Origin of the sequence: Hufsiella arboris (genome assembly GCF_009834875.1) — a bacterium.
Taxonomy (GTDB): Bacteria; Bacteroidota; Bacteroidia; order Sphingobacteriales; family Sphingobacteriaceae; genus Hufsiella_A; species Hufsiella_A arboris.
In genome coordinates this window covers 40,325-53,753 of the sequence record NZ_WVHT01000002.1, presented here as the reverse complement: position 1 = coordinate 53,753, position 13,429 = coordinate 40,325, and the positions used below count along the sequence as shown (strand labels likewise).

Below are 13,429 nucleotides of genomic sequence, written 5' to 3'. Positions count from 1 at the left end.
TGTCTATGAACTGAAAAAGTATATTCCTCGTCCTGAAATGGCTGAGCTATATAAAATTGTATTGAACGAAGCCTGGCATAGCCAAACAGCCCATCTGTTGGATGATAGAAAGCACCTGTTGAAGCAGATCAAGGAACTGGAAGATAAGCTATCTTATATCCGCGACCTGTTATCATCAAAGCAGATAGAACCGGAGGATTTCAGGGAAATGAAGTCCGACTACAGCAGCAAGGTTGAAAAACTGGAAGCCAAGTTAAGCGGGCTTTCCCATAATAATATAAACATTAAAGACCTGCTTGATAAGGGAATTGACATTCTTTTAAAGCTGGATTACATCTATGAAACCGCAGATATAGAAAAGAAACGGGAAGTCATTAGTTCGATGTTCCCCGAAAAATTGCATTTTGAAAATAGTTCACTTCGAACTGGCAGAGTAAATGAAGCTGTCAAATTTATTTACATGATAGACAGCAATTTAGGCGGCAATAAAAAAGGACAAGCCAAAAATAAATTTGACTTGTCCTGTAAAGTCGGGATGGCAGGATTCGAACCTGCGGCCTCCACATCCCAAATGTGGCGCGATACCGGGCTACGCTACATCCCGAACTTTTTACCTCAGAAATATAAAATCTCTTTCGGTTTGGGATTGCAAAGATAGAAACTTAACAGGCATTGGCAAATAATTTTTCAAATTTATTTTCAGACGAAAAAAATCCTCAAAAACAAAGTTAAATGACTGATTATCTAAGCTTTACAAAACAAAACAAGCATCATAATTCACTCGCTGAACCAGAAATATTGCCTGAATCGAAGACAAATTTATACATTAAATTTAATTATCAAATTGTATGAGAGCTGGTTTTAACTAATAAATATGCAGGGTACTGTAAGTCAAAACAATAAATTACGAAAACACATCTAAAATTCGATTAATACAGGTAGGTAAACTTGAAAATTGAACTTCACAGAGCTCGCAACTTTCGCGGCATTGCTATTTATATCACCTAAGAGCATCGTGGTACATGCTAAAATTATGGTCAGCAACTTTTGTCGAAAAGCTGTTATCTTCAACCTTTATTTGTGTTATCACAGAAAAAGCTGTTAGCAATGCTCAAAAACTTCGCGTTATTTATTTCGATACTGCTGTCAAATACTGCCTTTTCTCAAAATATTAAAAGCGTAGCCGACTATGAAAATCTGATTAAGCATTATCGCTACCTTAAACCTGATTCGGCAGTTTATTTAAGTCAAAAAGCATTAAACTTTGCAAGATCAAAAGGCGATAGCAATGGAGTAGCTACGATACTTCTTCAGCAGGGAATGATTGACGATAACAACGGTAAATTTGAAGACTCTGAGAAAAAATATCAGCATTCGCTGGAAATCTTCAATTCGTTGAATTTCAAGAAGGGAATCGCAAGTTCTCTCATACGCATTGGCGTAGTAAAACTAAGAAATGGTAATTATGACAAAGCTATCGGAGATTTTTTGAGCGCTTTAAAGAACTCAGAATCAATCAAAGATAATTTTGGTTTGATGGAGGCCAATTACAATATCTCCTGGGCATATCTTGATCAGAACAAATTCGCCCTTGCTCTTCAATATTTAAAAACAGCCGAGAGCTATAATCTTAAAATCCCCTTTTCGAATATTTCACTAAATATTTACAATCATTTTGGAGTGATATATTCCTACTATAACGATTTCAAAACAGCAGAGTACTATCTCAGGAAAGGCCTGCAATTAAGTCAAAAACCAGAATATCAAGGCTTAAATATCAATTTACTAAACAACCTTGCCGGTGTTTATTCAAAACAGGGACTTACCGGCCAGGCAATTAAGCTGCAAGAGGAAGCTTTGGCCAGGTCACGAAAAATCGGAAATTATCTGCGCGAACTGCAATCACTTCTTGCTTTGTCCAAAACCTACACGAATACAGATCCGAAAAAAGCCATTTCATATTTAAACCAGGCTGTGTTACTGGCAAGAGCTAAAGAAGTTCCCCGCCAGGAGATACGTTTTTTGCAAAGTTTATCGAACCTCTACAAATCACAGGGTCAATATAAAGAAGCCCTTGAGACTAAGGACAGACAATATGTTCTTGCTGACAGCTTTTTTTATAAGAAGATGTCGCAAAATATTGAAAAGCTCAAAACGGAATATGAGCTGAGTAAATCAAACGCACGGATAAAGGAACTCAGTTATATCAATAACCGGCGGCAGCTTGAACTAAAAAATTCCGTTCTCTACAGAAACATCACCCTGGCCGGCATCTCTGTATTGTTAATCATCCTTGTTCTGTTATACAAACAAAACCAGCTGAAAAACAAAAGCAACCAGGAAATCAACAGAAAAAATGCTTCATTAAAGAAACTTCTTGAAGAAAAAGAGTGGTTGGTGAAGGAGGTCCACCATCGCGTAAAAAACAATCTTCAAATTGTAGTCAGCTTGTTGGATACGCAAGCTAAATATCTGAACAATAAAGAAGCGATCGAAGCGATTGACGAGAGCGCTCACCGAATGCAGGCGATGTCGCTGATTCACCAAAAGTTATATCAGGGTGAGGATGCTTCAATTGTTAATATGGAAGCATATCTCGGAGAACTGACAGACTATTTAAAAGACAGTTTCAGCCAAAGTAAAAACATCCAGTTTAAAAAACTTTTTGATCCATTGGAACTGGATATTGTGCAGGCAATTCCTCTTGGCTTAATTGTAAACGAGGCGGTGACAAACTCCATCAAACACGCTTTTGACGGCAACGAAAATAACTCGATCTGCGTTGCGCTTTCTGGTATGGAAAATGAGCACATTATTCTCGAAATATACGACAACGGAAAAGGCTTGCCACCTGATTTTAATTTGGAAACCTGTAATTCAATGGGCATCCACTTGATTAAAGGCCTGGCTCAGCAGATTGAAGGAGCGTTAACCTTCGAAAACAAAGGCGGGCTTTATATTAAAGTGGATTTTGTAGCTGACACCAACCTCACTTTTTCATCCAGGAAAGAAGTATTTGGCGAATTTTTGACTCAATAAAACCCGGCCAGCTTTATTCCTAAAATAAAAGCAAGGAAACCTTAATTCCCTTGCTAGTTAAACATTCTTTTCAAACCTTAAATGAACCAATCAGGATTAAAATTCATTTAAGATCGGCTTACTAATTCCCCGGATCATATCCGCTTCGGGCTTGAGCTGTTCAAAAACAACAACTTCATTGCTACCTTTCTTTAGCCACTCAGCCGGTACATAAAGTGTTTGCTGCGGCCCGATACTCCAGTAACGGCCAAGGTTATGTCCGTTTATCCAAACGACTCCTTTGCCCCATTTACGCATATCGAGATAAGTATCAGCAGGTGTTTCAATGGTAAAACTACCTTTCCTTACCACCGGAGAAGAAAAATTAAACGGCTTTGTACCATATTTAATATGACTTATATCAGCAAATGGCATGCTGAACATCTGCCAGTTGGTTACTTCCTTGCCTGCAAACAATACTTTTTCAGTGATGCCTTTGCGGTTTTGCAGCATATATTTCCCGAAGTTTATACGGCCCATGTTTTCTACCAGGATATCTAACTTTATCGTTCCTGCCGGCAAAGTGAGATTTACGCTGTCTTGATTCAACCGGCGATCGAGTGTTGCAACCGTTTTTCCGTTTACCATGATGACCGCATAATCCCGCAAATCTTTAAGTTTTAGTACGCCGCTTTTCCCTCCGCTTAATTGTGTACTGTAAAGAACATATCCGTAATCCTGGTTCAGATCTTCAAATGTTAACGGCGTATTGTTTTTGTGTGGAGTAGGAAGATTATTCATCAGGCTTGCTGCTGAAGTAAGTTTAAACTCCGTAATTTCTGTTACCGGTTTCGCTTTGGGAACCTCAGGCAGGATTTGGCCAGCTGGTAGGTTCTTCTGGATCGCCTTTCTGAACTGCATAAATTTTTCGGTAGCGTTACCTGCTTCATCCAGCGGTGCATCGTAATCATAGCTGCTGGTTTGCGGCTCATACGGGCTGATGTCTTTGTAATTGGCGCCATTCATGAAACCACGGGTCGTTCCGCCATGAAACATATACATGTTAATTGAGATTCCTGCTGCTAAAACAGAATCCAACCTTCCGGCATACTGCTCTGGTGGAACGGTATGATGCTTCGTTCCCCACCAATCAAACCACGCCGGGTACCATTCGGCGATGTAGAACGGTCCTTTGCCATTGTGATTATCCCTGATAATCTTCTTTACCTTTTCCGGATTGTCCAAACCGTTCACCGCCGGCAGGAAGCCCGGTAGGTGGCCGTTTACCAGGTCGGGCGCCGGATCGCAGGTATAAAGCAAGCCGTCAAAGCCCGCTTCGCGGAACATTTTTTCGTTAATGCTCAGATATTCCTTATCCGATCCGTAGGAACCGTACTCGTTCTCAATCTGAACCATCAGGATATTGCCGCCGTGGTTCACCTGCAAGGGAGCAAGCTGCTTGCCAACCTCTTTAATGTACTTCTCATATTCTTTCAAATACTGAGGCTCCTTACTTCGAACTACAAGGCCTTTTTCATTTTGCAACCAGTATGGGTAGCCGCCATATTCCCATTCGGCGCAGACGTAAGGGCTCGGCCTTAAAACCACCCACAATCCTTCCTCCCTGGCAATTTTTACAAACTCGGCAATGTCATTATTTCCCTTAAAGTCAAACACGCCTTTCTGTGGCTCATGCAAGTTCCAAAATACATAAGTACCAATCGTATTTAATCCCATAGCCTTAGCCATTTTCATTCGCTCCCGCCAGGCTTCTTTCGGTACCCGGGAGTAATGGATTTCCCCGGAAATCATCTGAAATGGCTTGTTATCCAGCATAAAAGCTGAATCGCCGAGTGCGAAATCATGTTTATCCTGTGCTTTTGAAAAGGCACAGGAAATCGCCAGAGCCAGCGTAAATACTGCCTTAAGTTTGTTGCTAATTCTCATAAAAACTTATTTAGAGACGGATGTCTGTTTGTTTTTTATTTCGTTATAATAAGATTGCAGAATGTAGAATGCTTTCTTTTTATTGCCCTTATCATCATAAAGCCCCTTGCGGTTCCATCCTTCCTGGTATAATGGGTTGTTTCGTTTCGGCGACCTGAAATCAGTCAGCACCCATGGCGATATACCCACAAAATTGTCTGGCATGCGTTTAAGCATTGATATCTGCTCTTTGTAATACCATTCCTGGAACTCCTCACTAAAACGTGTCAACGAATCAGCGTGGAAGCCTCCCTTCGCTCCTGCTCCGGTTTCGCTGATGAATAATGGCTTATTGTAAATGGTCGACCAGTTCGTTGTGCGGCATTTATCGGGCAATCCGCCGTACCAGCCGAGATATTCGTTAAATGCAACCAGGTCTACGAATTCTCCAAGCGGATCATCGACGACATTTGAACTTTTCAAAGCGCTGTAATTTACTTCGAGCGCAGCTGAGATCATTCTCGTTTGATCGAGGCGTTTAGCTTCGGTAATCAGGTTATGCATAAAATCAGTTCGGGTTGGACTAATAGGAGTTTCATTTCCCACCGACCAAATAACAACTGAGGCCCGGTTGTGATCACGGGTAATCATTTCATTGAGCTGCACCTTAGCTTTTGCAAGCACTTCCTTGTTACCAAAGTCAATTGTCCAGTAAACAGGGATCTCCGACCAAACTAAAATACCGAGAGAGTCGGCCATCCTCGTCATTTTCTCATCATGAGGATAATGTGCCAGCCGAACCATATTACAGCCCAGCTCTCTTGCCTGGTTTAACAATTGTAACGCATCCTCGTGGCTGTAGGCACGCCTGATTTCGTTTGCTATCTCACCATGAATACTGATTCCACGCATAAAAATGGGCTTTCCGTTCAGCAAAACTTGTTTGCCCGCCGCTTCAATTGTACGGAAACCAATTTTATCCTGTGTTTTGTCTGTCGAAGTGCTTACAATGACGTTGTATAGCTTTGGGTTTTCAGTCGACCATAACCGGACTTTCGGAAGTTTGAATTGCACCGGCACCTGGGCTCCGACCGCGGTGAATTGTTTTTTAAATTTTAGTTCCGGAATACTGACAGTAACAATTTCGCCGGCAGCAGGAGCATCGCTCAATTTTACCCAGCCTGATACACCTGGTTGTTTTGATGGTGCCTGTCCGTTTACCGGTTTTGTTAACTGGATTACAAAGTCCTGAATAAACGTTTTAGGAACTTCCACTAACTTCACATCGCGGGTGATGCCACCATAATTCCACCAGTCGGTATTTAATGTCGGCACTTCATCAGCATAACGTTTGTTATCCACTTTCACGACCAGGAAATTGCCTGCTTCCTTTAGCAAGCCTTCGGGAACTTCAAAATTGAAAGGTGTGAATCCGCCTTTATGAGCGCCTAACTTCTTTCCGTTCAGATAAACATCCGATTTATAATTTACGGCTCCGAAGTAAAGAAAAACGCGGTCTGCGGCGTTTGCCTTTTTGTAGTCAAACGATTTTTTATACCAAACCGTGCCTTCGTAATATTCGAATTTTGGATCCTGGTGATTCCAGTCGCCTGGAACCTGTAAGGTATATTTATCAATGTATCCGTGTTCTTTCTTAGCCGTTTTATTTTCGGGAACGTCTGTATTCCAGTAGGCGTCACCATTTTTTTCATTCAGCTCTTTGTAGCGATAATCGTAAAATCCCGTTTCGTACGGATCGACGATATATTGCCAGGCTCCGTTAAGACTTAGCGTTTTACGGTCGCCGATATTGGTTATCAGGTTTGTTTGGGCATTTGCTGCTGAAACCGCAAACAACAGGCCTGTCAGAAATTTAAGTGTCTTCATATTAATTTTTAAACTCATTCAAATCCCAGCTGTTCAGCCAGTTAATTTCTAAATCGTCACCTTTAAAATGAATCGGCAGCCAAAGGTAACGGCCGTCAATAGCATTTTTTGGCGTCCACTTATCGGCCATAAAAATGAAGGCGTTTTTTTTGCCTGCAACTGGTAGTACATGGGTGCTTTGTCCACCGTAAGTGATGTCTGATCCCTCACCTTTACATGGATTTCCGTGAAACGTCCACGGTCCCCAGATCGATTTGGCAGAAAACCACCGGGCGGCGTTAGGATCCCATCCGGTACATCCCGAACCAATCATGTAGTAAATGCCGTTTCTTTTAAATAACGTAGGCGCTTCGGTTTGATGACCAGCATGTACACGGATAAATTTTCCGGTATGCGACGTGTAGTCATCGCTAAGCTGTGCGATTTGAAGCGTGAAGTTCTCTTCCGAAGAAAACACATGATAGGCTTTGCCATCGTCATCCACAAACACCGTCATGTCCCTGGCCATCTGTCCGCCGGGAAGATCGCGGCAGAAAAATCCGTCGGTTTTGCTTGCCGGCTTAACACAATTTATCTTTTCGCTGTCGGGTGTACCTGCGGGATAAAAAGGCATTTCGCCTGGATTGGGCCGGTAGCTCTTGAGAAATTGATACGGGCCGGTAACCTTGTCACTTGTCGCAACTCCTGCCCTTGCCGCGCTATAACCTTTCCCTTTGAGTTCAACATGGAACCACATTACATACTTTTTCGTTTTCTTGTTGTAGACGACCTTTGGGCGTTCGAGAATACAGCCTTTTTCAATATCGTTTCCGGGAGTATTTGAAACATTGAGGGCGATTCCTTGATCTTTCCAGTTATACAAATCCTTCGAGGAATAACAATGGACACCAACTTCGGCTTTATTACCAGCGTCGCCGGCTATTTTATGCTCGCCAAACCAATAATATGTTCCGGACTGATAAATTATTCCGCCACCGTGAGCGTTGATATGGGTTCCATGATTATCAGGCCAGATAGCGCCCGGAGTAAATTTATTCACCTTTCCGGCTTTTGTCGAATCAGGCGTTGCTGCAATGGAGCTCACCGAACAGCTGATTATAAGCACAGAAAGTAATATTTTATAGTATTTCATCGTGTTCATGTAGTATTTCTTAATGTGTCAGATCAAGCGCGTGATCAGCCTTTACATCTTTTCCTGACCATATTTTTACCGACGTCCAGGCATCGTCATCTCCTGACCAAAAGCCATCCGATTCACTTAAACCGAGAGGCAGAAAAATATCACACGCGAGATATAAGCTGCCTGTTGTAATATAAAAATCTGCAAGCCCAGGCTGATTGCCATACAAGCCTGCAATTAGCCAGCCTTTATCGTCGAAAGTTTGAGGCGCTCCCAATGTTTTTTTCATAACGGCCGTTAATGCGCCGCGTACCTGTGCAGGCGATAATGTTTCGGGCAGCCGCTTTTTAAGTGCTTCATTAGCCAGGTGATGAAAAACGCCGGAGCGGTAAGCAATAGATCTGCCCAATGCCGGATAACTTCCGTCGGTATTTATCATACGCTCAAGAATCTGTGAATACCGCTGACCTATTTTCGCCTGTTTTTCAGCTTCACGACTGTATTTTTTATCGAAAATTTCCAGGATCTCCGAAAGGTAAGGCTGAATAACGATGCTGTTGTAATAGTCCAGATGAAAGCTCATTCCGTCAGAATACATGCCATCTCCAATGTACCAATGCTGCGTAAATTCACGTACAGCGAACTCAACACGTACCGGATCATAACTGATATCATACTTTGCGAAAAAAGCCTCGATCATGCCACTGAATAATATCCAGTTAGAATATACCGGAACGGTGTTTCTTGTCAGCTTAAAAGCGTCAATTAACTGTTGTTGTATCTTTTTATCAAGATGATTCCAAACCCATGGAGCACGAACCAAGCCCAAAGCCAGAAATGACGCATCGACAAGCGGCTGTCCTCCTTTCCACTCCAGGTAATCTTTCGCATTTGGATTTACGGCGTTAGCTATCGCCTTAAGTGTCCAATCACGATATAAATTCCGGAGCTTTACTTCATCTTTATCTCCCCCATCCGATTCAAGCCAGGGCGCGATACCACTGAACGTCCGGCCAAAAGCTTCCAGGTAGGCTACTTTTTTACGGCTATCAGCATTGTCAACGTTTTCCGAAAGCTTTACCGGCATCTCAATCTTCAGCCGGTTATCGGCCAGATTTTCCATCACAGGCCGCGCAACCTTATCCAGGTACTGAAGCCAGACCTTCCGCACATTATCCTTTTTTTGCGCAGCTGCCGGAAAGCAGAACATCACAAAGAGGAATGGCAAAATAGAGCCGGTTATCTTAAATCGTCGGATTGCAGAAGGTATGCTCATTTAATTTGTCATATTTTGATATCGCTGCGCTGCTTCAATAAAATAATAATCAGCATACGTTAGAGGTACATCGACTTCTGATTTCTGAGGCAGATGTCCGACACTATGTTCCAGGATGAATCCGCCGTTAGTGCCCTGCTTCGCAACATAAGCATCAGAGGATAAAGTCTTCAGCATCTGTTCCGCATTTTTAAAATAGAAACCAGCGTCGCCTGCGGAAACGTATTGACTCAACTCAAGCAATGCTGAAGCCATAATTGCACCTGCGGAAGCATCTCTTAACGCATTCGGGATATTCGGTGCATTGAAGTCCCAGTAAGGTATTTTATCCTTTGGAAGATTGGGATTACCCAGGATGAATTTTGCTATATGATTGGCCTGATCAAGGTATTTTTTATCATGTGTTTCGCGATACATAACCGTATAGCCATATAATCCCCATGCTTGGCCCCGCGCCCATGCCGATTCATCTGCATAACCCTGAGCGGTACGCTTTTGCTGAACGCCGCCGGTCTCGGAATTATAATTTATTACGTGGTAAGAACTGTAATCAGGTCTGAAATGATTTTTCATGGTCGTATTTGCATGAGTTACAGCGATCTTGTAAAAGCTCGAGTCCCCTGTTTCACGTGTAGCCCAGAACAGCAGCTCAAGGTTCATCATATTGTCTATAATCACCAGGAAGTCAGTCTTTTTTGAATCCCACGATTTAATGCAGCCGACAGCAGGATTAAACCTTGTTGACAGAGATTTGGCACTGTTGATCAAAATTTGTTTGTACTCGGGCTTTGGAGCAATTTTCAACGCATTGCCAAAACTGCAATACATCATAAAACCAAGGTCATGTGTAGAGGTATTGTACTGCTCTTTCGACAACGGCCCTAACAAGCGTTCCGACTCAGTTAACAAAGCCTGGTCCTTATTTTGCTGATACAGGTAAAGCAATGTCCCCGGATAAAAGCCACTGCACCACCAACCGGAGTTGCTTGTTTCCAAACTGTCTTTTCCGGCATAGTAAGTTTTGGGGAAACGATCTGCCGGCAAACGTTTCATCATTACCTTTGCCTGTTGATCAGCCAGTTTCAGATTTTTGTCAATTGCAGACGATAATCCCTTGTCTTTCTTGAAATGTTTAATAGTTTGTGCCGGCAATGATGGTGCTGCAAATGGTAATGCAAGAGCCAGAGCAAGTAATTTTTTGGAGATCATGGTAAGTTTTTAACGGTTAGTAAGGGGTTCCATTCCAGGATTTTAACTGGCTGTGGCCGGATGTCAGATTTCCCTTCTCCATCTACCTGGTCAACTTTTTGAACAAACAGGTGAAGCAATTTTTTGTCCTTCCAAAGCTCAGTATCATAGCTTGGTTCCCATGAACCATACGATTCATCGGTAAGATTAAGAATTTGCCAGCTATCTTTCTCTATGTTTGATGTAATTGCCACTGAAATTTTACTATCGCTGTCGGCATCCCGAAATATTACAGCTGCTGATGTACTGTCACCCTGGGTCCAGGCAACGATCTGAGGCCGTGACACAGGGATACTCTTAGTTCCCATACCACTTAACGAAAACGACGTTTTCCTGAATTTAAGATCTTTAACAATCCATTTCCCGTCAGCATTAAATACGAGGTGAAATTGCGGAACGCTTTCGCCCTGTTCTTTCCAATAAGTCGCGATAAACGGCCGGCCCTTATAATCAGCAAACATTGACGTTTGGTTGATCAATTCACTATTTTTCGGAATTCTGGCGGCGTATTCAGCTGTCGCTGCGGTTATTGGCAGCTTGTAATTTTCACCCGTAGATTTTTGCCAGGTAAGGCCGCCGTCTTTTGAACATGCGTAAGCCATATCATGATTGCTGGCAACATCCGGAGTTTCGCGCCATACCCATGATACGTGTAACACACCTTTCTTGTCGGAGGCAACTTGCCAGTATGCGCTCCGCTGGCCCTCTCCATTGATTAAATTATCCTGCAAACGTGTCCACTGCTGTTTTTTTATTGCATACTTATTGACAATAAGATTTCCGTTTCCCGAACCGCCATCACGGTAAAAGAATAATAAATTCCCGTCCGGTAACCTGTAAAATTCAGGATAACTTAATTTTTCTTCCAGCTTACTGGTCATACTTAGCTTATCAGTAAATTCAAATGAGCCGGGTTTTACGCTGCGGACATAGTTTAACGAATTGTTATGCTGCCCCCAAACAAGATGCAGATACCCTTGTCCATCGATCATAATACTGATGGATTTATGAGCATCCGCTGCATCGCCTTTTAAACTGGTTGGGTGGAGTTCCCATTTATCCGAGCCGAGTTTTCTTCGCGCTATAGTAACAAACTCGTTTTGGTTATAATAGGCGACATATTGATTGTCTTTATAAGAGATAACCGAGTTTTTACGAAAAATGATCGTGTTGACGGAATTGCCAGCCCATCCGTCGTTACTGACAGTACTCATGTGAACCTTTTGCGAAAAACCAGCATAACTGTTTAGCAAAAGCAGAAGAAGCAAAAATTTCGAATACGTCATATTAAAAAAACCGACCAGGCCACTAACCTTAACCCAGCCGGCAATAATATTATTAATAACCAGGATTTTGCTCCAATACTGCATCCTTATTTAACTGAATTTCAGACAATGGAATTGGCAGCAATAAATTTTTCGAAGTCAGTCCGGTTAACGGTTTTTGCGCGTCGTTGCTATTCAGACGTATTGCACGATCGACCAAAGTGCCTGTACGCATCAGCGTCATACGACGATTTTCTTCACCAATCAGTTCACGTGCACGCTCATCAAGGATAAAGTCCATATTCATTTGTGCGGCGGTTACTGTTGGAGCATGAGCCCGATCGCGCAAAACGTTAATCGTTGTGGCAGCTGCATCAAGTTTACCTTGTTTAACCTGTGCTTCGGCAAGCAATAGATAGGTTTCGCCAAGTCGCATCAGAATAAAATCTTTGATCATCGCATAGCCGAAAGTATCATTCGGATCAAAAGCACCCCACTTCGTTGTGCTCGGACAAATTTTGAAAAGAGTATCCGGGCCGGTAAAAGGAACCTGCTTGCCAAAGTTCGGCGAAGCCGGATCATTATAATAGTAACGGCGGCGGATGTTATACTGGGAATTACGGACGTCATTTTTATCATACAAGCCATAAAGCACCCAGTTGCTCAGGCGCAAACGGCCAATACCGCGTCCTCCCAGCGAATCTGTGATCACCATGCCCGCAATATTGTAGTAAGCTGCACCCCATACGCGGCGCTGTTGCGGATTATCTGTAATACCACCGGTTACCGCACTAGGATTTTCCTGCTCAAGAACCCAGATGGCTTCAGTGTTACCTTGTACTCTTCTTTCGTTTCCGTACTGGAACATGTCCGAATAGTAATCACCAGGTTGATTTGCCTTTATACCGTAACGGTTTTTAATTAAGCTGAAACGGCCGCTAGTGATAATAGCCTGCGCTTGCTGCTCTGCCAAATCGGGCTTCCCGGTTCTCAGATAGACCTCCGCAAGAAGTTGCATCGCCATAAATTTATTGGCACGACCGTATAACTTACCTTTTGAGTTTGTTTTTACAGATTCAATATCCGGAAGATTGGTAGCCGCAAAAGTAAGGTCGCTGATGATCGCAGCATTTACTTCGTCGAGTGAATTACGGGTATAATCAGTTTTGGGGCCCGTTAATGCATGCAGTTGCAGGGGCACTTTTCCGAACAGCGTAGCAAGATTATTGTAGGCGTATGCTCTGAAAAACTTAGCTTCCGCGCTGATTGCAGATTTACCTTTAGTGCTAATACCGGTTAACGAAGGGTTTTCAACGTTATCAATAATTGTGTTCGCGAGATTTACCATTATATAATCCCTGTTCCACATCCTGGAAGCGCCTATATCTGTTGGCGTCAAAAGCGCATAATTATAATATGGAATTTCAACACTTTGCTGGTTCGCTGTACAATTCGCAACGTCTGTTCCGACCTGCCAGACACTCGGCCAGCCCTGCTGGTCAGCCCAGGAAAAAATCGTACTGGTATGGTTATATAACCCTATCAACGAAGACTCAAATCCTAGTGAATCATTTAATGTAGTCGGCGTATAGGATGAATACGGTGTTTCATCCAGGTAACTTTTTTTGCATGATACAGCTGCAACGATAACTGCCAATGCGGATATTTTCAATATAGTCTTTTTCATTG

General features: G+C 42.7%; 8 protein-coding genes and 1 tRNA gene. 1 reads left to right on the top strand and 8 read right to left on the bottom strand.

The features are described 5' to 3' along the window. Window positions 1-530: 530 nt before the first annotated feature. Window positions 531-604: transfer RNA gene (locus GS399_RS03905), tRNA-Pro, on the bottom strand. Between the two features lie 503 nt (window positions 605-1,107). On the opposite strand from GS399_RS03905, the gene GS399_RS03900 reads away from it, so the two are divergent. Further along, entirely contained in the window at window positions 1,108-3,039 is a 1,932-nt protein-coding gene (locus GS399_RS03900) for a sensor histidine kinase (protein WP_160843292.1), read from the top strand. A gap of 96 nt (window positions 3,040-3,135) precedes the next feature. On the opposite strand, the gene GS399_RS03895 is transcribed toward GS399_RS03900, so the two are convergent. Genes GS399_RS03895 through GS399_RS03865 form a run of 7 tightly spaced genes read right to left on the bottom strand, consistent with a single transcriptional unit; the run spans window position 3,136 to window position 13,427 of the window. Next, window positions 3,136-4,965 carry a glycoside hydrolase family 35 protein gene (locus tag GS399_RS03895; RefSeq protein WP_160843291.1) on the bottom strand — a complete coding sequence of 610 codons (1,830 nt, stop codon included), beginning with the start codon at window positions 4,963-4,965 and terminating at the stop codon, window positions 3,136-3,138. A gap of 6 nt (window positions 4,966-4,971) precedes the next feature. Beyond that, window positions 4,972-6,831, bottom strand: coding sequence for a glycoside hydrolase family 2 protein (locus GS399_RS03890; protein ID WP_237487865.1), 1,860 nt, complete (start codon window positions 6,829-6,831; stop codon window positions 4,972-4,974). A 1-nt stretch (window position 6,832) separates the two neighbouring features. Beyond that, complete coding sequence (locus tag GS399_RS03885) at window positions 6,833-7,972, bottom strand: glycoside hydrolase family 43 protein (RefSeq protein ID WP_237487864.1); 1,140 nt, start codon at window positions 7,970-7,972, stop codon at window positions 6,833-6,835. Window positions 7,973-7,982: 10 nt separating this feature from the next. Further along, window positions 7,983-9,227: a DUF2264 domain-containing protein gene (locus GS399_RS03880; protein WP_237487863.1), complete on the bottom strand. Its 1,245-nt coding sequence runs from the start codon at window positions 9,225-9,227 to the stop codon at window positions 7,983-7,985. After that, window positions 9,228-10,436, bottom strand: coding sequence for a glycoside hydrolase family 88 protein (locus GS399_RS03875; protein ID WP_160843289.1), 1,209 nt, complete (start codon window positions 10,434-10,436; stop codon window positions 9,228-9,230). Further along, window positions 10,433-11,845 carry a BNR repeat-containing protein gene (locus GS399_RS03870; protein WP_237487862.1) on the bottom strand — a complete coding sequence of 471 codons (1,413 nt, stop codon included), beginning with the start codon at window positions 11,843-11,845 and terminating at the stop codon, window positions 10,433-10,435. The genes GS399_RS03875 and GS399_RS03870 overlap by 4 nt, the downstream gene beginning before the upstream one ends. Then, window positions 11,814-13,427, bottom strand: a complete 1,614-nt coding sequence (locus GS399_RS03865; protein ID WP_160843288.1) for a RagB/SusD family nutrient uptake outer membrane protein — start codon at window positions 13,425-13,427, stop codon at window positions 11,814-11,816. Before GS399_RS03865 ends, GS399_RS03870 begins: the two co-directional genes overlap by 32 nt. Window positions 13,428-13,429 lie beyond the last annotated feature (2 nt).